Source organism: Verminephrobacter aporrectodeae subsp. tuberculatae (genome assembly GCF_026127385.1).
GTDB classification, from domain to species: Bacteria; Pseudomonadota; Gammaproteobacteria; order Burkholderiales; family Burkholderiaceae_C; genus Acidovorax; species Acidovorax aporrectodeae.
In genome coordinates, this window is the sequence record NZ_QZCX01000002.1 from 1,464,494 (window position 1) to 1,490,972 (window position 26,479).

Annotated in this window: 1 protein-coding gene; it reads left to right on the top strand. The window is 63.8% G+C overall.

Annotated elements, in window-relative coordinates; genetic code table 11:
• Positions 1-513: 513 nt before the first annotated feature.
• Complete coding sequence (locus D5041_RS14800) at positions 514-26,397, top strand: Ig-like domain-containing protein (RefSeq protein WP_265285036.1); 25,884 nt, start codon at positions 514-516, stop codon at positions 26,395-26,397.
• The last annotated feature ends 82 nt before the right edge of the window (positions 26,398-26,479 follow it).

Consider the following 26,479-nt stretch of genomic DNA (forward strand, 5'->3'; position numbering starts at 1 on the left):
CCGCCCGCCCGCCGGTGGCCTGTCGCGCCAAGGCGACGCTCGGAGTCTTCCGAGGAGCGATACGCCCCGCGTTTTCACACCAACTCATGGTCCCCGGTGTCCCGGGCCTGGCACCTGCCCAATGACTAGGCGATGAGAGCAAGCAAAAACCTTGGCAAGTTGACTATTTTGTACAGGGTGACGGGGAAAAATATGCTACATCCTATTTGTATCTACAACTGTATGAGTTGAAAGCAGATGTCTGACAAACAGCTTGACGTACCGGTGGCTCCCCTTGCAATCGGCGAATCGCTTGGCTGACCCGGCACGCCGCATCCGCTGCGGCGCAGCCCCCGTGTCGGGAAGTCGTCCGACGCGGCCGACCGCCCCTGACGGGTCGAACGACACCAATCCCCAGGCATCGCTGCGCGCACTGGGTCATGGGGCAACGGCACGCCGCGGGCGCCCCATCCCTGGCTGGCATGCGGCGCCAAAGCGGAATCCAGAGGTCCTTACCGAACAAACAAAAGCACCATGAACAACGACACCCATACCAGTCCGGTGAGCCGCGACACCCAGGCAGATACCACGCCGCCCCAGTTGCTGCGCATCAGGAACGGCCTCTTGATCATGCACCCCGCTGCGGCGATCGGCGAGGTTTTCGATGTCGAACTCCAGTTCAGCGAACCGGTGACCGGCCTCACCGTAGCGCACCTGACCGTGCCCAATGGCACGCTCAGCGATTTGCGTTCCCGTGGTGGCGGCCAGATCTGGAACGCCCGACTGACCCCGACGGCCAACATCGTCGCTGAGACGAACGCCATCAGCGTGGTCAATCTCGACGGCGTACGAGACGCTGCCGGGAACAACGCCACGCTCGCCAGAGATTTCAGCAGCGAAAACTACATCATCGACACCGAGAGGCCGGTGCTGAACGGCGCCACGGTGAATAGAAACCGGTTGGTGCTCAGCTATACCGAAGCCAGCTCGTTCGGTTTGGAAACAAACCAAAAGGCGACCCCCGACGCATTCACGGTGCTCGTTGGGAATACCGCCAACGCGGTCATCATCGTCACCGTGAACGCCGTGGCCAAGACCGTCACGCTGACGCTGGCCCGCCCGGTGGGGCATGGCGATACGGTAACCGTCTCCTATGCCGACCCCACGACCGGCGACGACAGCAGAGCCACGCAGGACGCTGTCGGCAACGACGCGGCCAGTTTCACGGCCCAGCCGGTGCGAAACGACACACCAGCCGGCACGGGGCCCATGCTGAGCAGCGCCGCGGTCAACGGCAACCAGTTGGTGCTCAACTACACCGCAGCCAACCCGCTGGACGCGGCCCACACAGCGGTCGGCGCAAATTTTGAGGTGAACGTCGATGGCGCCGCCAACGCCGTCACCGCCGTCACCGTGGACGCCGTGGCCAAGACCGTCACGCTGACGCTGACCCGTGCCGTGGAATATGGCGCGACGGTCAGCGTCTCCTACACCGACCCCTCGGCGAATGACGACGCCAACGCCACGCAGGACCAGCAGGGCAACGACGCGGGGAGTTTCTCGGCCTGGTCGGTGAGCAACAACATGGCACCAGACGCCACGGCGCCCCGATTGCTCAGCATTGAGATCGACAATACCGTGCTGAAAATCGGCAGCCGGCCTGTCATTACCTTCACCTTCAGCGAAGCGGTGGACGGCTTCTCCTTGCGCAACCTGATCGTGCCCAATGGCTACATCACCAGCCTGATGCGGATTCCCGATGACTCCCGGATCTGGATAGGCCGCCTGCGCCCGTCAAGCGGCGTCACCGCTGACGGCAACACCATCATCGTACGCAACCTCATCGGTGTGAGGAATGAGGCAGGACAAACCGCTGCACTCGCCAACGACTTCACCAACCCCAGTTACATAGTCGACTCCGTGCGACCCGTGTTCGAGCGCGCCACGGTCAGCGGTGAGCAGTTGGTGCTCTACTACACCGAAGCAAGCACGCTGGACGCGACGAACAAGGCGCCACCCGGTGCCTTCTCGGTGCTCATCGGGAACGCTGCGACGCTCGTCACCACCGTGACCGTGAACGCCGTGGCCAAGACCGTCACGCTGACACTGTCCAGAGCCGTGGCACACGGTGATGTGGTAACTGTCGCCTACACCGACCCCACGACACCTGTCTCCAACAATCCCGCAACCGGCGACGACATCAACGCCACGCAGGACGCCGTGGGCAACGACGCGGCCAGTTTCACGGCACGGCCCGTGGAAAACGAAACACCAGACACCGCGGTACCCGTGCTCGCGAGCGCCACGGTCAACGGCAACCAATTGGTACTGAGCTACACCGACACGTCGACGCTGGACGCGGGGAACAAAGCGGACCCGAATGCCTTCACGGTGCGCGTCAATGGCAACGCCAACGCCGTCACCGCCGTCACCGTGGACGCAACGGCCAAGACCGTCACCTTGACGTTGGCCACGGCTGCGGTGTATGGCGATGTGGTCGCCGTCACCTACACCGACCCCACGGCGAACAACGACGCCAACGCCACGCAGGACGCTGCGGGCAACGACGCGGTCAGTTTCACGGCACGGCCAGTGGAAAACAGGACCACAGACATCGCGGCGCCTGTGTTCGCGAGCGCCACGGTCCACGGCGACCAGTTGGTGCTGAGCTACACCGATACGTCCCCGTTGGACGAGCGCAACAAAGCGGACCCGAATGCCTTCACGGTGCGCGTGAATGGCAGCGCCAACATCGTCACCACCGTCACCGTGGACGCAACGGCCAAGACCGTCCTGTTGACGCTGGCCAGAGCCGTGGCGCATGGTGACGTGGTCAGTGTCTCCTACACCGACCCCACGGACGACGACGACGTCAGCGCCACGCAAGACATTGCGGGCAACGACGTGGGCAGCTTGACGCCCCACGGCGTGACAAACGAGACACCAGACACCATGGCGCCCGTGCTCGAGAGCGCCACGGTCAACGGAACCCGGTTGGTGCTGCGCTACACCGACACGTCCCCGCTGGATGCGTACAACATAGCGGCTCCGAATGCCTTCACGGTGCGCGCCAATGGCAGCGCCAACGCCGTCACCACCGTCACCGTGGACGCGGTGGCCAAGACCGTCACGTTGACGCTGACCAGAGCCGTGGCGCATGGCGACAGGGTCAGTGTCACCTACACCGACCCCACGGGCAGGAACGACGTCAACGCCACGCAGGACGTTGCGGGCAACGACGCGGCCAGCTTGATGGCCCAGGTCGTGGAAAACGAGACACGAGACACCGTGGCGCCCGTGTTCGAGAGCGCTACGGTCAACGGAATCCAGTTGGTGCTGCGCTACACCGACACGTCCCTGCTGGACGCGCGCAACAAAGCGGCTCCCGATGCCTTCACGGTGCACGTCAATGGCAGCGCCAACGCCGTCACTGCCGTCACCGTGGACGCAATGGCCAGGACCGTCAAGCTGACGCTGACCACGGCCGTGGCGTATGGCGATCGTGTCACTGTTGCCTACACCGACCCCACGGCCGGCAACGACGCCAATGCCACGCAGGACATTGTGGGCAACGACGCGACCAGTCTCACGGCACGGACAGTGGGAAACGTGACACGCAATACCACGGCGCCCGTGCTGGAGAGCGCCGAGGTCAACGCAAGCGAGTTGGTGCTGCGCTACACCGATACGTTCCCGCTGGACGCGACCCACAAAGCGGAGCCGAGCGCCTTCATGGTGCGCGTCAATGGCAGCGCCAACGCCGTCACCGCCGTCACCGTGGACGCAATAGCTGGGACCGTCAAGCTGACGCTGACCGCGGCCGTGGTGCATGGCGATAGTGTCACTGTCGCCTATACCGACCCCACGGCCGGCGACGACGTCAACGCCACGCAGGACGCTTCGGGCAACGAAGCGGCCAGTTTCACGGCACGGGACGTGGAGAACGAGACACCAGACACCGACGCGCCCCGGTTGATGAACATCTTGATCGAACGCAACACCCTCAGACGGGGCGAAATGACCACCGTCAAGTTCATCTTCAGCGAAGAAGTGTTCGGCCTCACTGCGGGCAACGTTGCCGTGGAGAACGGCAGGCTGACGAACCTGCGGCGCCAGATCGACAAGCCCATCTGGCTCGCCGACCTGACACCGAATGACGTGGCCACGGCGCATAACAACATCATCCGCGTGAGAAATCTCGTGGGTGTACAGGACCTTGCAGGCAATACGGCCGCGGAACCAACGAGCAGCATCCAGGCCGTCTACAGCATCGATACCACGTTGCCCCAACTGGCCCCGGACGGCATCACGATCATCTACTCCGACACTGCCGACACCACCCTCAGACAGGGGGAGACAGCCACTGTCCGCATCACCTTCACCGAAGCCGTGGAAGGCGTGGAAAACGCCGTGAGTGCGTCCCATGGCACGCTCAGCGCACCGACCCGCAGCACCGACGGCCGGACCTGGACTTTCACCCTGACCCCGGCAGCCAACACCACGGCGCGCGACAATGAAATCACCCTGGAAATGTTCCAGGTGACCGACTTGGCGGGCAACTCGGGCGAGGCCCCCGCAGACGCACCGGGTGCATTGGACGGCATCGTCAGCAGCAGCAACTACAGCGTCGACACCGTGCGGCCCGCGCTCGCGAGCGCCATGGTCAATGGTCGCCAACTGGTGCTGACCTACACCGAAGTGACCACGCTGGACGCGATCAACAAGGCGGCTCCGAATGCCTTCACGGTGCGCACCAACGCCAACGCCAACGCCAACGCCAACGCCGTCACCACCGTCACCGTGAACACAGCGGCCAAGACCGTGACGCTGACGCTGAGCAGCGCCGTGGCGCATGGTGATACGGTCAGCGTCTCCTACGCCGACCCCACGACCGGCGACGACACCAGCGCCACGCAGGACGCTGCCGGCAACGACGCGGCCAGCTTCACGAATTCGCCGGTGCGCAACGAGACACCAGACACCACACCGCCCGAACTGGCCGCCACCGGCCACACGATCGACCATACCCTCATCGGTCCCGGCCAGCCAGCGATCACCACCATCCAATTCAGCGAAGCGGTCAAGGGCTTTGGCACGGAAGACGTGATCCTGGAGCCAGGCGGCGGCAGCGTGAGCGAAGTGACCGCCGTGAACCCCGGCGCCGGCGGCCGCAGCGACACCTGGCGGGTCACGATACAGGCCCCGGCGAGAGGCGTTGCTGCGAAGAACGACGACAGCGTCAGGGTGAACCTCCGTGGTGTGATCGATGTCGCGGGCAACGCGGGCGTGAGGACGGCGACCGTCCCCGGCATCCGCTACGACGTCGACAACATACCGCCCACCGCCACCATCACACTCAGCGACTACCGGCTCGCGGCCGGAGAAACAGCAGAGGTCACTGTCCAATTCAGCGAAAGAGTCACCGGCTTTAACCTCTCCCAAATCTTGGCGGACGACGGCAGTCTGAGCAATCTCAGAACCAGTGCCGACGGCCTGACCTGGACTGCCACACTGACCCCGACTGCCACCGGAGAGCAAGGGACCGACTTCCACATCTGGATGGGGACCAACTACGGCGCCGTGTGTGACTTGGTGGGCAACGCACTCTGGCCTTTCGCCAGAAGCGCCGTGTACACCCTGGACCGTGTGACGCCGCAGCTGGCCGCCAGCGGCCACACGATCAGCCACACGGCGCTTGGGCCCGTGCAGCCAACGACCAGCGTCACGATCAAATTCAGCGAAGTGGTCAAGGAATTTGGCACGGACGACGTGACCCTGGCCACAGGCGGTGGCAGTGTGAGCGCGGTGACCGCAGTGAGCCCGGACGCAGACGGCAACAGCGACACTTGGCAGGTGACGATAGCAGGGGGCACAGGAACAGCCGCGAGCAACGGCATCACGGTGAACCTTGCAGGGGTGCGCGATATTGCGGGCAACGCAGGCGTTGACACGGCAACCGTGCCGGGTCTGAGCTACAGCGTAGACAACACGGTGCCCACGGCAACCATTACGCTCAGCGACAACCGACTGGCGGCAGGAGAAACGGCCGAGGTCACGATCGCGTTCAGCGAGAGAGTCACTGGATTTGAGCTCGAAGACCTTGCAGTGGGCAATGGCACGCTGAGTAATCTCAGGGCCAACGCCGACGGAAGGACCTGGACGGCCACGCTGACCCCCATGGCCACGGGCGCCGAAGGAGCCGAGTTCCACGTCACGCTCAATGCTGCCACAGCGAATGTGCGCGACCTGGTGGGCAACGCATTGCAAGCCAACGTCAGCAGCGCCGCATACACCCTGGACCGTGTGGCACCGCAACTGGCCGCCAGCGACCAAACGATCAGCCATACGGCGCTTGGACCTAACCAGCAAACGACGAGCGTCACGATCAAATTCAGCGAAGCGGTCGGGGGCTTTGGAATAGACGACGTAACCTTGACTGGCGGCAGCGTGAGCGCGGTGACCGCAGTGAGCCCGGGCGCCGACGGCAGCAGCGATACCTGGCAGGTAACGATAGCCGGGGGAACCGGAACAGCCGCGAGCAACAGCATCACGGTGAACCTTGCAGGGGTGCGCGATATTGCGGGCAACGCAGGCGTTGACACGGTAACCGTGCCGGGCCTGAGCTATAGCATAGATAACACGGTGCCCACGGCGACGATCACGCTCAGCGACAACCGGCTGGCAGCAGGAGAAACGGCCGAGGTCACGATTACGTTCAGCGAGAGAGTCACTGGATTTGAGCTCGAAGACCTCGCAGCGGGCAATGGGACGCTGAGCAATCTCAGGGCCAACGCCGACGCAAGGACCTGGACGGCCACGCTGACCCCGACGGCCACGGGCGCCGAAGGAGCCGAGTTCAACGTCACGCTCAATGCCGCCGCAGCGAATGTGCGCGACCTGGTGGGCAACGCATTGCAAGCCAACGTCAGCAGCGCCGCATACACCCTGGACCGCATGGCACCGCAGCTGGCCGCCAGCAACCAAACGATCAGCCATACGGCGCTTGGACCCGACCAGCCGACGACGAGCGTCACGATCAAATTCAGCGAAGCGGTCAAGGGCTTTGGAATAGACGACGTAACCTTGACTGGCGGCAGCGTGAGCGCGGTGACCGCAGTGAGCCCGGGCGCAGACGGCAGCAGCGACACCTGGCAGGTGACGATCGCCGGGGGCACAGGAACAGCCGCGAGCAACGGCATCACGGTGAACCTTGCAGGGGTGCGCGATATTGCGGGCAACGCAGGCGTTGACACGGTAACCGTGCCGGGCCTGAGCTACAGCATAGATAACACGGTGCCCACGGCGACGATCACGCTCAGCGACAACCGACTGGCGGCAGGAGAAACGGCCGAGGTCACGATCGCGTTCAGCGAGAGAGTCACTGGATTTGAGCTCGAAGACCTTGCAGTGGGCAACGGGACGCTGAGCAATCTCAGGGCCAACGCCGACGCAAGGACCTGGACGGCCACGCTGACCCCGACGGCCACGGGCGCCGAAGGAGCCGAGTTCCACGTCACGCTCAATGCCGCCGCAGCGAATGTGCGCGACCTGGTGGGCAACGCATTGCAAACCAACGTCAGCAGCGCCGCATACACCCTGGACCGCATGGCACCGCAACTGGCCGCCAGCGACCAAGCGATCAGCCATACGGCGCTTGGACCCGACCAGCCAACGACGAGCGTCACGATCAAATTCAGCGAAGCGGTCGGGGGTTTTGGAATAGACGACGTAACCTTGACTGGCGGCAGCGTGAGCGCGGTGACCGCAGTGAGCCCGGGCGCAGACGGCAGCAGCGACACCTGGCAGGTGACGATAACTGGAGGCACAGGAACAGCCGTGAGCAACGGCATCACGGTGAACCTTGCGGGGGTGATGGATATTGCTGGCAACGCCGGCGTTGGTACAGCAACCGTGCCGGGCCTGAGCTACAGCATAGATAACACGGTGCCAACGGCAACCATTACGCTCAGCGACAACCGGCTGGCGGCAGGAGAAACGGCCGAGGTCACGATTGCGTTCAGCGAGAGAGTCACTGGATTTGAGCTCGAAGACCTTGCAGTGGGCAATGGCACGCTGAGCAATCTCAGGGCCAACGCTGACGCAAGGACCTGGACGGCCACGCTGACCCCGACGGCCACGGGCGTCGAAGGAGCCGAGTTCCACGTCACGCTCAATGCCGCCGCAGCGAATGTGCGCGACCTGGTGGGCAACGCATTGCAAGCCAACGTCAGCAGCGCCGCATACACCCTGGACCGCGTGGCACCGCAGCTGGCCGCCAGCAACCAAACGATCAGCCATACGGCGCTTGGACCCGACCAGCTGACGACGAGCGTCACGATCAAATTCAGCGAAGCGGTCAATGGCTTTGGCACGGACGACGTGACCCTGGCCACAGGCGGTGGCAGTGTGAGCGCGGTGACCGCAGTGAGCCCGGGCGCCGACGGCAGCAGCGATACCTGGCAGGTAACGATAGCCGGGGGAACCGGAACAGCCGCGAGCAACAGCATCACGGTGAACCTTGCAGGGGTGCGCGATATTGCGGGCAACGCAGGCGTTGACACGGTAACCGTGCCGGGCCTGAGCTACAGCATAGATAACACGGTGCCCACGGCGACGATCACGCTTAGCGACAACCGACTGGCGGCAGGAGAAACGGCCGAGGTCACGATTGCGTTCAGCGAGAGAGTCACTGGATTTGAGCTCGAAGACCTTGCAGTGGGCAATGGCACGCTGAGCAATCTCAGGGCCAACGCCGATGGAAGGACCTGGACGGCCACGCTGACCCCGACGGCCACGGGCGCCGAAGGAGCCGAGTTCCACGTCACGCTCAATGCCGCCGCAGCGAATGTGCGCGACCTGGTGGGCAACGCATTGCAAGCCAACGTCAGCAGCGCCGCATACACCCTGGACCGCGTGGCACCGCAGCTGGCCGCCAGCAACCAAACGATCAGCCATACGGCGCTTGGACCCGACCAGCTGACGACGAGCGTCACGATCAAATTCAGCGAAGCGGTCAATGGCTTTGGCACGGACGACGTGACCCTGGCCACAGGCGGTGGCAGTGTGAGCGCGGTGACCGCAGTGAGCCCGGGCGCCGACGGCAGCAGCGATACCTGGCAGGTAACGATAGCCGGGGGAACCGGAACAGCCGCGAGCAACAGCATCACGGTGAACCTTGCAGGGGTGCGCGATATTGCGGGCAACGCAGGCGTTGACACGGTAACCGTGCCGGGCCTGAGCTACAGCATAGATAACACGGTGCCCACGGCGACGATCACGCTCAGCGACAACCGACTGGCGGCAGGAGAAACGGCCGAGGTCACGATCGCGTTCAGCGAGAGAGTCACTGGATTTGAGCTCGAAGACCTTGCAGTGGGCAACGGGACGCTGAGCAATCTCAGGGCCAACGCCGACGCAAGGACCTGGACGGCCACGCTGACCCCAACGGCCACGGGCGCCGAAGGAGCCGAGTTCAACGTCACGCTCAATGCCGCCACAGCGAATGTGCGCGACTTGGTGGGCAACGCATTGCAAACCAACGTCAGCAGCGCCGCGTACACCCTGGACCGCATGGCACCGCAACTGGCCGCCAGCGACCAAGCGATCAGCCATACGGCGCTTGGACCCGACCAGCTGACGACGAGCGTCACGATCAAATTCAGCGAAGTGGTCAAGGGCTTTGGCACGGACGACGTGACCCTGGCCACAGGCGGTGGCAGTGTGAGCGCGGTGACCGCAGTGAGCCCGGGCGCAGACGGCAGCAGCGACACCTGGCAGGTGACGATCGCCGGGGGCACAGGAACAGCCGCGAGCAACGGCATCACGGTGAACCTTGCAGGGGTGATGGATATTGCGGGCAACGCAGGCGTTGGTACGACGACCGTGCCGGGCCTGAGCTACAGCGTAGATAACACGGTGCCCACGGCAACCATTACGCTCAGCGACAACCGATTGGCGGCAGGAGAAACGGCCGAGGTCACGATCGCGTTCAGCGAGAGAGTCACTGGATTTGAGCTCGAAGACCTTGCAGTGGGCAATGGCACGCTGAGTAATCTCAGGGCCAACGCTGACGGAAGGACCTGGACGGCCACACTGACCCCGACGGCCACGGGCGCCGAAGGAGCCGAGTTCCACGTCACGCTCAATGCCGCGAACGCCAATGTGCGGGACCTGGTGGGCAACGTATTGCAGACCAACGTCAGCAGCGCCGCATACACCCTGGACCGCGTGGCGGCGCAGCTGGCCGCCAGCGGCCACACGATCAGCCATACGGCGCTTGGACCTGACCAGCAAACGACGAGTGTCACGATCAAATTCAGCGAAGCGGTCAAGGGCTTTGGCACGGACGACGTGACCCTGGCCACAGGCGGTGGCAGTGTGAGCGCGGTAACCGCAGTGAGCCCGGGCGCAGACGGCAGCAGCGACACCTGGCAGGTGACGATCGCCGGGGGTACCGGAACAGCCGCGAGCAACGGCATCACGGTGAACCTTGCAGGGGTGATGGATATTGCGGGCAACGCAGGCGTTGGTACGACGACCGTGCCGGGCCTGAGCTACAGCATAGATAACACGGTGCCCACGGCGACGATCACGCTTAGCGACAACCGACTGGCGGCAGGAGAAACGGCCGAGGTCACGATTGCGTTCAGCGAGAGAGTCACTGGATTTGAGCTCGAAGACCTCGCAGCGGGCAATGGGACGCTGAGCAATCTCAGGGCCAACGCCGACGGAAGGACCTGGACGGCCACGCTGACCCCGACGGCCACGGGCACCGAAGGAACCGAGTTCCACATCACGCTCAATGCCGCCACAGCGAATGTGCGCGACTTGGTGGGCAACGCATTGCAAACCAACGTCAGCAGCGCCGCATACACCCTGGACCGTATGGCACCGCAGCTGGCCGCCAGCGACCAAACGATCAGCCATACGGCGCTTGGACCCGACCAGCTGACGACGAGCGTCACGATCAAATTCAGCGAAGTGGTCAAGGGCTTTGGCACGGACGACGTGACCCTGGCCACAGGCGGTGGCAGTGTGAGCGCGGTAACCGCAGTGAGCCCGGGCGCAGACGGCAGCAGCGACACCTGGCAGGTGACGATAGCCGGGGGCACAGGAACAGCCGCAAGCAACGGCATCACGGTGAACCTTGCAGGGGTGCGCGATATTGCGGGCAACGCAGGCGTTGGTACGACGACCGTGCCGGGCCTGAGCTATAGCGTAGATAACACGGTGCCCACGGCAACCATCACGCTCAGCGACAACCGGCTGGCGACAGGAGAAACGGCCGAGGTCACGATTACGTTCAGCGAGAGAGTCACTGGATTTGAACTCGAAGACCTCGCAGCGGGCAATGGGACGCTGAGCAATCTCAGGGCCAACGCCGACGCAAGGACCTGGACGGCCACGCTGACCTCGACGGCCACGGGCGCCGAAGGAGCCGAGTTCCACGTCACGCTCAATGCCGCCGCAGCGAATGTGCGCGACCTGGTGGGCAACGCATTGCAAGCCAACGTCAGCAGCGCCGCATACACCCTGGACCGCGTGGCACCGCAGCTGGCCGCCAGCAACCAAACGATCAGCCATACGGCGCTTGGACCCGACCAGCTGACGACGAGCGTCACGATCAAATTCAGCGAAGTGGTCAAGGGCTTTGGCACGGACGACGTGACCCTGGCCACAGGCGGTGGCAGTGTGAGCGCGGTGACCGCAGTGAGCCCGGACGCAGACGGCAACAGCGACACTTGGCAGGTGACGATAGCCGGGGGAACCGGAACATCTGTGGACAACAGCATCACGGTGAACCTTGCAGGGGTGCGCGATATTGCGGGCAACGCAGGCGTTGACACGACGACCGTGCCGGGCCTGAGCTACAGCATAGATAACACGGTGCCCACGGCGACGATCACGCTTAGCGACAACCGACTGGCGGCAGGAGAAACGGCCGAGGTCACGATTGCGTTTAGCGAGAGAGTCACTGGATTTGAGCTCGAAGACCTTGCAGTGGGCAACGGGACGCTGAGCAATCTCAGAGCCAACGCCGATGGAAGGACCTGGACGGCCACGCTGACCCCGACGGCCACGGGCGCCGAAGGAGCCGAGTTCAACGTCACGCTCAATGCTGCCACAGCGAATGTGCGCGACCTGGTGGGCAATGCATTGCAGACCAACGTCAGCAGCGCCGCATACACCCTGGACCGCATGGCACCGCAGCTGGCCGCCGACCCAACTATCAGCCATACGGCGCTTGGACCTGACCAGCCAACGACGAGCGTCACGATCAAATTTAGCGAAGCGGTCGGGGGCTTTGGAATAGACGACGTAACCTTGACTGGCGGCAGTGTGAGCGCGGTGACCGCAGTGAGCCCGGGCGCAGACGGCAGCAGCGACACCTGGCAGGTGACGATAGCAGGGGGCACAGGAACAGCCGCGAGCAACGGCATCACGGTGAACCTTGCAGGGGTGCGCGATATTGCGGGCAACGCAGGCGTTGATACGGTAACCGTGCCGGGCCTGAGCTACAGCATAGATAACACGGTGCCCACGGCGACGATCACGCTTAGCGACAACCGCCTGGCGATCGGAGAAACGCTCGGGGTCACCGTTCAATTCAGCGAAAGAGTCAGCGGTTTCGATCGCAGCGACCTCACCGTGGGCAACGGCACGCTGAGCGATTTCAGCAGCAGCGACGGAGGCCGGACTTGGGCCGCCACGCTGACCCCAACGGCCACGGGCGTCGAAGGAACCGAGTTCCACATCACACTCAATGCCGCCACGGCGAATGTGCGCGACTTGGTGGGCAACGTATTGCAGACCAACGTCAGCAGCGCCGCATACACCCTGGACCGCATGGCGGCGCAGCTGGCCGCCAGCGGCCACACGATCAGCCATACGGCGCTTGGACCTGACCAGCAAACGACGAGCGTCACGATCAAATTCAGCGAAGCGGTCGGGGGTTTTGGAATAGACGACGTAACCTTGACTGGCGGCAGCGTGAGCGAGGTAAGGGCAGTGAACCCTGGAGCTGACGGCAGCAGCGACACCTGGCAGGTGACGATAGCCGGTGGCACCGGAACATCTGTGGACAACAGCATCAAGGTGAACCTTGCAGGGGTGATGGATGTTGCGGGCAACGCCGGCGTTGGTACAGCAACCGTGCCGGGCCTGAGCTATAGCGTAGACAACACGGTGCCTACGGCAAGCATTACGCTCAGCGACAACCGGCTGGCAGCAGGAGAAACGGCCGAGGTCACGATCGCGTTTAGCGAGAGAGTCACTGGATTTGAGCTCGAAGACCTTGCAGTGGGCAATGGCACGCTGAGCAATCTCAGGGCCAACGCTGACGGAAGGACCTGGACGGCCACGCTGACCCCGACGGCCACGGGCGCCGAAGGAGCCGAGTTCCACGTCACGCTCAATGCTGCCACAGCGAATGTGCGCGACCTGGTGGGCAACGCATTGCAAGCCAACGTCAGCAGCGCCGCATACACCCTGGACCGCATGGCACCGCAGCTGGCCGCCAGCAACCAAACGATCAGCCATACGGCGCTTGGACCCGACCAGCTGACGACGAGCGTCACGATCAAATTCAGCGAAGCGGTCAAGGGCTTTGGCACGGACGACGTAACCCTGGCCACAGGCGGTGGCAGCGTGAGCGCGGTGACCGCAGTGAGCCCGGGCGCAGACGGCAGCAGCGACACCTGGCAGGTGACGATAGCCGGGGGCACAGGGACATCTGTGGACAACAGCATCACGGTGAACCTTGCAGGGGTGCGCGATATTGCGGGCAACGCAGGCGTTGATACGGTAACCGTGCCGGGCCTGAGCTACAGCATCGACAACACGGTGCCCACGGCAACGATCACGCTAAGCGACAACCGACTGGCAGCAGGAGAAACGGCCGAAGTCACGATCGCGTTCAGCGAGAGAGTCACTGGATTTGAGCTCGAAGACCTTGCAGTGGGCAATGGCACGCTGAGCAATCTCAGGGCCAACGCTGACGGAAGGACCTGGACGGCCACGCTGACCCCGACGGCCACGGGCGCCGAAGGAGCCGAGTTCCACGTCACGCTCAATGCCGCGAACGCCAACGTGCGCGACCTGGTGGGCAACGCATTGCAGACCAACGTCAGCAGCGCCGCATACACCCTGGACCGTGTGGCACCGCAACTGGCCGCCAGCGACCAAACGATCAGCCATACGGCGCTTGGACCCGACCAGCCAACGACGAGCGTCAGGATCAAATTCAGCGAAGTGGTCAAGGGCTTTGGCACGGATGACGTGACCCTGGCCACAGGCGGCGGCAGCGTGAGCGCGGTGACCGCAGTGAGCCCGGGCGCAGACGGCAGCAGCGACACCTGGCAGGTGACGATAGCCGGGGGCACAGGAACAGCCGCGAGCAACGGCATCACGGTGAACCTTGCAGGGGTGATGGATGTTGCGGGCAACGCCGGCGTTGACACGGCAACCGTGCCGGGCCTGAGCTATAGCGTAGATAACACGGTGCCCACGGCAACCATCACGCTCAGCGACAACCGGCTGGCGACAGGAGAAACGGCCGAGGTCACGATTGCGTTTAGCGAGAGAGTCACTGGATTTGAGCTCGAAGACCTCGCAGCGGGCAATGGGACGCTGAGCAATCTCAGGGCCAACGCCGACGCAAGGACCTGGACGGCCACGCTGACCCCGACGGCCACGGGCGCCGAAGGAGCCGAGTTCAACGTCACGCTCAATGCCGCCGCAGCGAATGTGCGCGACCTGGTGGGCAACGCATTGCAAGCCAACGTCAGCAGCGCCGCATACACCCTGGACCGTATGGCACCGCAGCTGGCCGCCGACCCAACTATCAGCCATACGGCGCTTGGACCTGACCAGCAAACGACGAGTGTCACGATCAAATTCAGCGAAGCGGTCGGGGGCTTTGGAATAGACGACGTAACCTTGACTGGCGGCAGCGTGAGCGCGGTGACCGCAGTGAGCCCGGGCGCAGACGGCAGCAGCGACACCTGGCAGGTGACGATCGCCGGGGGTACCGGAACAGCCGCGAGCAACGGCATCACGGTGAACCTTGCAGGGGTGCGCGATATTGCGGGCAACGCAGGCGTTGACACGGTAACCGTGCCGGGCCTGAGCTACAGCATAGATAACACGGTGCCAACGGCAAGCATTACGCTAAGCGACAACCGGCTGGCAGCAGGAGAAACGGCCGAGGTCACGATTACGTTCAGCGAGAGAGTCACTGGATTTGAGCTCGAAGACCTTGCAGTGGGCAATGGCACGCTGAGCAATCTCAGGGCCAACGCCGACGGAAGGACCTGGACGGCCACGCTGACCCCGACGGCCACGGGCACCGAAGGAACCGAGTTCCACATCACGCTCAATGCCGCCACAGCGAATGTGCGCGACTTGGTGGGCAACGCATTGCAAGCCAACGTCAGCAGCGCCGCATACACCCTGGACCGCGTGGCACCGCAACTGGCCGCCAGCGACCAAACGATCAGCCATACGGCGCTTGGACCTAACCAGCAAACGACGAGCGTCACGATCAAATTCAGCGAAGCGGTCGGGGGCTTTGGAATAGACGACGTAACCTTGACTGGCGGCAGTGTGAGCGCGGTGACCGCAGTGAGCCCGGGCGCCGACGGCAGCAGCGACACCTGGCAGGTGACGATCGCCGGGGGCACAGGAACAGCCGCAAGCAACGGCATCACGGTGAACCTTGCGGGGGTGATGGATATTGCGGGCAACGCAGGCGTTGATACGGTAACCGTGCCCGGTCTGAGCTACAGCGTAGACAACACGGTGCCAACGGCAACCATCATGCTCAGCGACAACCGGCTGGCGGCAGGAGAAACGGCCGAAGTCACGATCGCGTTCAGCGAGAGAGTCACTGGATTTGAGCTCGAAGACCTTGCAGCGGGCAATGGGACGCTGAGCAATCTCAGGGCCAACGCCGACGGAAGGACCTGGACGGCCACGCTGACCCCGACGGCCACGGGCGCCGAAGGAGCCGAGTTCCACGTCACGCTCAATGCTGCCACAGCGAATGTGCGCGACTTGGTGGGCAACGCATTGCAAGCCAACGTCAGCAGCGCCGCATACACCCTGGACCGCATGGCACCGCAGCTGGCCGCCGACCCAACTATCAGCCATACGGCGCTTGGACCCGACCAGCCGACGACGAGCGTCACGATCAAATTCAGCGAAGCGGTCGGGGGCTTTGGAATAGACGACGTAACCTTGACTGGCGGCAGTGTGAGCGCGGTGACCGCAGTGAGCCCAGGCGCAGACGGCAGCAGCGACACCTGGCAGGTGACGATAGCCGGGGGCACAGGAACAGCCGCGAGCAACGGCATCACGGTGAACCTTGCAGGGGTGCGCGATATTGCGGGCAACGCCGGCGTTGGTACGACGACCGTGCCGGGCCTGAGCTATAGCGTAGATAACACGGTGCCCACGGCGACGATTACGCTAAGCGACAACCGGCTGGCGATCGGAGAAACGCTCGGGGTCACCGTTCAATTCAGCGAAAGAGTCAGCGGTTTCGATCGCAGCGACCTCACCGTGGGCAACGGCACGCTGAGCGATTTCAGCAGCAGCGACGGAGGCCGGACCTGGACGGCCACGCTGACCCCGACGGCTACGGGCGTCGAAGGAACCGAGTTCCACATCACACTCAATGCCGCCACGGCGAATGTGCGCGACCTGGTGGGCAACGCATTGCAAGCCAACGTCAGCAGCGCCGCATACACCCTGGACCGCATGGCGGCGCAGCTGGCCGCCAGTGGCCACACGATCAGCCATACGGCGCTTGGACCTAACCAGCAAACGACGAGTGTCACGATCAAATTCAGCGAAGCGGTCGGGGGCTTTGGAATAGACGACGTAACCTTGACTGGCGGCAGCGTGAGCGAGGTAAGGGCAGTGAACCCTGGAGCTGACGGCAGTAGCGACACCTGGCAGGTGACGATAGCCGGGGGCACCGGAACATCTGTGGACAACAGCATCAAGGTGAACCTTGCAGGGGTGATGGATGTTGCGGGCAACGCCGGCGTTGGTACAGCAACCGTGCCGGGCCTGAGCTACAGCATAGATAACACGGTGCCAACGGCAAGCATTACGCTAAGCGACAACCGGCTGGCAGCAGGAGAAACGGCCGAGGTCACGATCGCGTTCAGCGAGAGAGTCACTGGATTTGAGCTCGAAGACCTTGCAGTGGGCAATGGCACGCTGAGCAATCTCAGGGCCAACGCCGATGGGAGGACCTGGACCGCCACGCTGACCCCGACGGCCACGGGCGCCGAAGGAGCCGAGTTCAACGTCACGCTCAATGCTGCCACAGCGAATGTGCGCGACTTGGTGGGCAACGCATTGCAGACCAACGTCAGCAGCGCCGCATACACCCTGGACCGCATGGCACCGCAACTGGCCGCCGACCCAACTATCAGCCATACGGCGCTTGGACCCGACCAGCCGACGACGAGCGTCACGATCAAATTCAGCGAAGCGGTCGGGGGCTTTGGAATAGACGACGTAACCTCGACTGGCGGCAGTGTGAGCGCGGTGACCGCAGTGAGCCCGGGCGCCGACGGCAGCAGCGACACCTGGCAGGTGACGATAGCCGGGGGTACCGGAACAGCCGCGAGCAACGGCATCACGGTGAACCTTGCAGGGGTGATGGATGTTGCGGGCAACGCCGGCGTTGGTACAGCAACCGTGCCGGGCCTGAGCTATAGCGTAGACAACACGGTGCCCACGGCAACCATTACGCTCAGCGACAACCGACTGGCGGCAGGAGAAACGACCGAGGTCACGATCGCGTTCAGCGAGAGAGTCACTGGATTTGAGCTCGAAGACCTCGTAGCGGGCAATGGCACGCTGAGTAATCTCAGGGCCAACGCCGACGCAAGGACCTGGACGGCCACGCTGACCCCGACAGCCACGGGCGCCGAAGGAGCCGAGTTCAACGTCACGCTCAATGCCGCGAACGCCAACGTGCGCGACCTGGTGGGCAACGCATTGCAGACCAACGTCAGCAGCGCCGCATACACCCTGGACCGTGTGGCACCGCAACTGGCCGCCAGCGACCAAACGATCAGCCATACGGCGCTTGGACCCGACCAGCCAACGACGAGCGTCAGGATCAAATTCAGCGAAGTGGTCAAGGGCTTTGGCACGGATGACGTGACCCTGGCCACAGGCGGAGGCAGCGTGAGCGCGGTGACCGCAGTGAGCCCGGGCGCAGACGGCAGCAGCGACACCTGGCAGGTGACGATCGCCGGGGGCACAGGAACAGCCGCGAGCAACGGCATCACGGTGAACCTTGCAGGGGTGCGCGATATTGCGGGCAACGCAGGCGTTGACACGGTAACCGTGCCGGGCCTGAGCTACAGCATAGATAACACGGTGCCCACGGCGACGATCACGCTCAGCGACAACCGACTGGCGGCAGGAGAAACGGCCGAGGTCACGATCGCGTTCAGCGAGAGAGTCACTGGATTTGAGCTCGAAGACCTTGCAGTGGGCAACGGGACGCTGAGCAATCTCAGGGCCAACGCCGACGCAAGGACCTGGACGGCCACGCTGACCCCAACGGCCACGGGCGCCGAAGGAGCCGAGTTCAACGTCACGCTCAATGCCGCCACAGCGAATGTGCGCGACTTGGTGGGCAACGCATTGCAAACCAACGTCAGCAGCGCCGCGTACACCCTGGACCGCATGGCACCGCAACTGGCCGCCAGCGACCAAGCGATCAGCCATACGGCGCTTGGACCCGACCAGCCGACGACGAGCGTCACGATCAAATTCAGCGAAGCGGTCGGGGGCTTTGGAATAGACGACGTAACCTTGACTGGCGGCAGCGTGAGCGCGGTGACCGCAGTGAGCCCGGGCGCAGACGGCAGCAGCGACACCTGGCAGGTGACGATAGCCGGGGGCACAGGAACAGCCGCAAGCAACGGCATCACGGTGAACCTTGCAGGGGTGCGCGATATTGCGGGCAACGCAGGCGTTGGTACGACGACCGTGCCGGGCCTGAGCTATAGCGTAGATAACACGGTGCCCACGGCAACCATCACGCTCAGCGACAACCGGCTGGCGACAGGAGAAACGGCCGAGGTCACGATTACGTTCAGCGAGAGAGTCACTGGATTTGAGCTCGAAGACCTTGCAGTGGGCAACGGGACGCTGAGCAATCTCAGGGCCAACGCCGACGCAAGGACCTGGACGGCCACGCTGACCCCAACGGCCACGGGCGCCGAAGGAGCCGAGTTCAACGTCACGCTCAATGCCGCCACAGCGAATGTGCGCGACTTGGTGGGCAACGCATTGCAAACCAACGTCAGCAGCGCCGCGTACACCCTGGACCGCATGGCACCGCAACTGGCCGCCAGCGACCAAGCGATCAGCCATACGGCGCTTGGACCCGACCAGCTGACGACGAGCGTCACGATCAAATTCAGCGAAGCGGTCAAGGGCTTTGGCACGGATGACGTGACCCTGGCCACAGGCGGCGGCAGCGTGAGCGCGGTGACCGCAGTGAGCCCGGGCGCAGACGGCAGCAGCGACACCTGGCAGGTGACGATAACTGGAGGCACAGGAACAGCCGCGAGCAACGGCATCACGGTGAACCTTGCAGGGGTGATGGATATTGCGGGCAACGCAGGCGTTGACACGGCAACCGTGCCGGGCCTGAGCTACAGCATAGATAACACGGTGCCCACGGCAAGCATTACGCTCAGCGACAACCGACTGGCAGCAGGAGAAACGGCCGAGGTCACGATCGCGTTCAGCGAGAGAGTCACTGGATTTGAGCTCGAAGACCTTGCAGTGGGCAACGGGACGCTGAGCAATCTCAGAGCCAACGCCGATGGAAGGACCTGGACGGCCACGCTGACCCCGACGGCCACGGGCGCCGAAGGAGCCGAGTTCCACGTCACGCTCAATGCTGCCACAGCGAATGTGCGCGACCTGGTGGGCAACGCATTGCAAACCAACGTCAGCAGCGCCGCATACACCCTGGACCGCGTGGCACCGCAGCTGGCCGCCAGCGGCCACACGATCAGCCATACGGCGCTTGGACCCGACCAGCCGACGACGAGCGTCACGATCAAATTCAGCGAAGCGGTCAAGGGCTTTGGCACGGATGACGTGACCCTGGCCACAGGCGGAGGCAGCGTGAGCGCGGTGACCGCAGTGAGCCCGGGCGCAGACGGCAGCAGCGACACCTGGCAGGTGACGATAGCCGGGGGAACCGGAACAGCCGCGAGCAACAGCATCACGGTGAACCTTGCAGGGGTGATGGATATTGCGGGCAACGCAGGCGTTGACACGGCAACCGTGCCGGGTCTGAGCTACAGCATAGATAACACGGTGCCAACGGCAAGCATTACGCTAAGCGACAACCGGCTGGCGGCAGGAGAAACGGCCGAGGTCACGATTGCGTTTAGCGAGAGAGTGACTGGATTTGAGCTCGAAGACCTTGCAGCGGGCAATGGGACGCTGAGCAATCTCAGGGCCAACGCCGATGGAAGGACCTGGACGGCCACGCTGACCCCCATGGCCACGGGTGCCGAAGGAACCGAGTTCAACGTCACGCTCAATGCCGCCACAGCGAATGTGCGCGACCTGGTGGGCAACGCATTGCAGACCAACGTCAGCAGCGCCGCATACACCCTGGACCGCGTGGCACCGCAGCTGGCCGCCGACCCAACTATCAGCCATACGGCGCTTGGACCCGACCAGCCGACGACGAGCGTCACGATCAAATTCAGCGAAGCGGTCGGGGGCTTTGGAATAGACGACGTAACCTTGACTGGCGGCAGCGTGAGCGCGGTGACCGCAGTGAGCCCGGGCGCAGACGGCAGCAGCGACACCTGGCAGGTGACGATAGCCGGGGGCACAGGAACAGCCGCAAGCAACGGCATCACGGTGAACCTTGCAGGGGTGCGCGATATTGCGGGCAACGCAGGCGTTGGTACGACGACCGTGCCGGGCCTGAGCTATAGCGTAGATAACACGGTGCCCACGGCAACCATCACGCTCAGCGACAACCGGCTGGCGACAGGAGAAACGGCCGAGGTCACGATTACGTTCAGCGAGAGAGTCACTGGATTTGAGCTCGAAGACCTCGCAGCGGGCAATGGGACGCTGAGCAATCTCAGGGCCAACGTCGACGCAAGGACCTGGACGGCCACGCTGACCCCGACGGCCACGGGCGCCGAAGGAGCCGAGTTCCACGTCACGCTCAATGCTGCCGCAGCGAATGTGCGCGACCTGGTGGGCAACGCATTGCAAGCCAACGTCAGCAGCGCCGCATACACCTTGGACCGCATGGCACCGCAGCTGGCCGCCGACCCAACTATCAGCCATACGGCGCTTGGACCCGACCAGCCGACGACGAGCGTCACGATCAAATTCAGCGAAGCGGTCAAGGGCTTTGGCACGGACGACGTGACCCTGGCCACAGGCGGTGGCAGCGTGAGCGCGGTGACCGCAGTGAGCCCTGGCGCAGACGGCAGCAGCGATACCTGGCAGGTAACGATAGCCGGGGGAACCGGAACAGCCGCGAGCAACGACATCACGGTGAACCTTGCAGGGGTGATGGATATTGCGGGCAACGCAGGCGTTGACACGGTAACCGTGCCGGGCCTGAGCTACAGCATAGATAACACGGTGCCAACGGCAAGCATTACGCTAAGCGACAACCGGCTGGCGGCAGGAGAAACGGCCGAGGTCACGATCGCGTTCAGCGAGAGAGTCACTGGATTTGAGCTCGAAGACCTTGCAGTGGGCAACGGAACGCTGAGCAATCTCAGGGCTAACGCCGACGGAAGGACCTGGACGGCCACGCTGACCCCAATGGCCACGGGCGTCGAAGGAGCCGAGTTCCACGTCACGCTCAATGCCGCGAACGCCAACGTGCGCGACCTGGTGGGCAACGCATTGCAGACCAACGTCAGCAGCGCCGCATACACCCTGGACCGCGTGGCACCGCAACTGGCCGCCAGCGACCAAACGATCAGCCATACGGCGCTTGGACCCGACCAGCTGACGACGAGCGTCACGATCAAATTCAGCGAAGCGGTCGGGGGCTTTGGCATAGACGACGTAACCTTGACTGGCGGCAGCGTGAGCGCGGTGACCGCAGTGAGCCCGGGCGCAGACGGCAGCAGCGACACCTGGCAGGTGACGATAGCCGGGGGTACCGGAACAGCCGCGAGCAACGGCATCACGGTGAACCTTGCAGGGGTGATGGATGTTGCGGGCAACGCAGGCGTTGACACGGTAACCGTGCCGGGCCTGAGCTACAGCATAGATAACACGGTGCCCACGGCGACGATCACGCTAAGCGACAACCGGCTGGCGGCAGGAGAAACGGCCGAGGTCACGATCGCGTTCAGCGAGAGAGTCACTGGATTTGAGCTCGAAGACCTTGCAGTGGGCAATGGCACGCTGAGCAATCTCAGAGCCAACGCCGACGCAAGGACCTGGACGGCCACGCTGACCCCGACGGCCAGCGGTGCTGAAGGAACCGAGTTCCACGTCACGCTCAATGCTGCCACAGCGAATGTGCGCGACCTGGTGGGCAACGCATTGCAAACCAACGTCAGCAGCGCCGCATACACCCTGGACCGCATGGCACCGCAGCTGGCCGCCGACCCAACTATCAGCCATACGGCGCTTGGACCCGACCAGCTGACGACGAGCGTCACGATCAAATTCAGCGAAGCGGTCGGGGGCTTTGGCATAGACGACGTAACCTTGACTGGCGGCAGCGTGAGCGCGGTGACCGCAGTGAGCCCGGGCGCAGACGGCAGCAGCGACACCTGGCAGGTGACGATAGCCGGGGGCACAGGGACATCTGTGGACAACAGCATCACGGTGAACCTTGCAGGGGTGCGCGATATTGCGGGCAACGCAGGCGTTGATACGGTAACCGTGCCGGGCCTGAGCTACAGCATCGACAACACGGTGCCCACGGCAACGATCACGCTAAGCGACAACCGACTGGCAGCAGGAGAAACGGCCGAAGTCACGATCGCGTTCAGCGAGAGAGTCACTGGATTTGAGCTCGAAGACCTTGCAGTGGGCAATGGCACGCTGAGCAATCTCAGGGCCAACGCTGACGGAAGGACCTGGACGGCCACGCTGACCCCGACGGCCACGGGCGCCGAAGGAACCGAGTTCCACGTCACGCTCAATGCCGCGAACGCCAACGTGCGCGACCTGGTGGGCAACGCATTGCAGACCAACGTCAGCAGCGCCGCATACACCCTGGACCGCGTGGCACCGCAACTGGCCGCCAGCGACCCAACGATCAGCCATACGGCGCTTGGACCCGACCAGCCAACGACGAGCGTCAGGATCAAATTCAGCGAAGTGGTCAAGGGCTTTGGCACGGACGACGTGACCCTGGCCACAGGCGGCGGCAGCGTGAGCGCGGTGACCGCAGTGAGCCCTGGCGCAGACGGCAGCAGCGACACGTGGGAGATCACGATAGCCGGAGGCACAGGAACAGCCGCGGGCAACGGCATCACGGTGAACCTTGCGGGGGTGCGCGATATTGCGGGCAACGCAGGCGTTGACACGGTAACCGTGCCGGGCCTGAGCTACAGCGTAGACAACACGGTACCCACGGCGACGATCACGCTTAGCGACAACCGACTGGCGATCGGAGAAACGCTCGGGGTCACCGTTCAATTCAGCGAAAAAGTCAGCGGTTTCGATCGCAGCGACCTTACCGTGGGCAACGGCACGCTGAGCGATTTCAGCAGCAGCGACGGAGGCCGGACCTGGACCGCCACGCTGACCCCAACGGCCACGGGCGTCGAAGGAACCGAGTTCAACGTCACGCTCAATGCCGCCACAGCGAATGTGCGCGACTTGGTGGGCAACGCATTGCAGACCAACGTCAGCAGCGCCGCATACACCCTGGATCGCATGGCACCGCAACTGGCCGCCAGCGACCCAACGATCAGCCATACGGTGCTTGGACCAAACCAGCCGACGACGAGCGTCACGATCAAATTCAACGAAGCGGTCAAGGGCTTTGGCACGGACGACGTGACTCTGGTCACAGGCGGCGGCAGCGTGAGCGCGGTGACCGCAGTGAGCCCTGGCGCCGACGGCAGCAGCGACACGTGGGAGATCACGATAGCCGGAGGCACAGGAACAGCCGCGGGCAACGGCATCACGGTGAACCTTGCAGGGGTGATGGATGTTGCGGGCAACGCAGGCGTTGATACGGTAACCGTGCCCGGTCTGAGCTACAGCGTAGACAACACGGTGCCCACGGCGACCATTACGCTCAGCGACAACCGGCTGGCAGCAGGAGAAACGGCCGAGGTCACGATCGCGTTCAGCGAGAGAGTCACTGGATTTGAGCTCGAAGACCTCGCAGTGGGCAATGGCACGCTGAGCAATCTCAGGGCCAACGCCGACGGAAGGACCTGGACCGCCACACTGACCCCGACGGCTACGGGCGAGAAAGGGAAAGACTTCTACATCAGGCTCAACGCCGCCACAGCCAGCGTGCGCGACCTGGCGGGAAATGCATTGCAGACCAGCGCCAGCAGCGCTGCCTACATCCTGGACCGCACGGCGCCCGAACTGCTCAGTATCACGATCGACGACACCGCGCTGAAAATCGGCGACCAGGCCACTGTCACCATCCGCTTTAGCGAAGCGGTTGATGGTTTTACCAAGGACCACCTGACCGTGCCCAATGGCGCGCTCAGCGCGCTGACGCGCAGTCCCGACGGTCGGATCTGGACCGGCACCCTGACCCCGGCGGCCAATACCACGGTGATCGGCAACACCATTCGCGTGCGCAACCTCGACAACGTAAAGGATGAAGTCAACAACGCGGCCATCGTCGTCAACGGCCTCGCCAGTGCCAACTACGTCGTCGACACCATTGCGCCTGTGCTGCACAGCGCCAAGGTGAAGGGAAACCAATTGGTGTTTACCTACACCGAAGAGACTGCGCTGGACGCAAACCACAAGGCGCCCACCAGAGCCTTCACGGTGCTCGTGAACGGCGTGGTCAACTCCGTTACCGAAGTCTCCGTGAACGCAACGGCCAAAACGGTCACGCTGATGCTGACCTCTGCCGTGGAGTATGGCCAGACGGTGACTGTTTCCTACGCCCCCCACACATCCCGCATGGCCGGTGGTGATAGCGCCACGCTGGACACGGCAGGCAATGCTGCGGGCGGCATGGTGAACCAAAGAGTGGACAGCTTTCCAACTGGCGAATCCACGATGCCGGAGCCTGGACCGGCACCGGCGCCTGGACCGGCACCGGTGGTTGGAGCGGGACTGACCCCTGGACCGGCACCGGCGCCTGGGCCGGGACCGGTGGTTGGAGCGGGGCTGACCCCTGGACCAGCACCGGCGCCTGGAACGGGACTGGCGCCCGGACTAGCCGACACCACGGGGCCCACGCTCAACAGCATTACGCTGGCCAACACCTCCCTGACGCTTGACGAGGCCACCATCGTCACCTTCACCTTTAGCGAAGCGGTCGATGATTTTGATGCCAGGGACATCGACCTGAGCGACGCCAACGGAACGCTGGGTCAACTGAGCAGCACCGACGGTGGAATCACCTGGACGGCGGTCTTTACGCCCACGGCCAACGTCAACGCCGCGAGCAATGTGATCCGCATGGAGATGACGGGGGTGAGCGACGCCGCAGGCAACGCCGGAGTGGGCCAAGCCAGTAGCGATAACTACACGATCGATACCCGGTCCGCACACCCACTCGGAGGGCTGGACAAGAGCAAGGACACTGACCGCGACAACATAGTCGATGTCGTGGAAGACGATGCTCCCGGAATCGCCGGTTCCTTGAACGCGGTTGGTGACGGCAATGGCGATGGCATCGCGGACAGTACGCAATCCGCTGTGACGTCGACCCGTTTCATCCTGAGCCCGACGGCAGAAAGCAACCCCGGAAATGCGCCGTACACCCCGGTGACCCTGGTGGCTTGCAGCAAGGGCGGAAAAATCGACCCCGACAGCAGTGTGCGCATCACCAGCCTGGTTCAGAAGGACTCGCCGCTGAATCTGTCCCAGGAGATGCAAATGCCCATCGGGCTTACCAGCTTCCGGGTGCTGCTGGCCCGAGGCCACAGTGAGGCCTTCAGCCTGTACGTGGATCCGACGTTGGGAATCAACGGTTATTGGAGGAAGGACGGCCACGGAGTCTGGGTGAACCTGGCCAGCGATCCCTATGGCGGCAAGATGGAACTGGAGGGCGATCGACTCAGGCTCGACTTCTCGATTACCGATGGGGGCGAGTACGACGCCGATGGCAAGGCCGACGGCGTCATCACCGCCCCCGGTGGGGTGGCGAAGATGCCGCTGTCCATCGTCGGGCAGGGGTCCGACGTGGGACAGTTTGAGTCTTGGTTCTGACGAACTCGGGCAGCGTGCACGCATGCCGGCCGCTCTGGCCGCATGCGGCAGTGGCGCTGAAGCTGGGCCCGGTGTTCGGCGC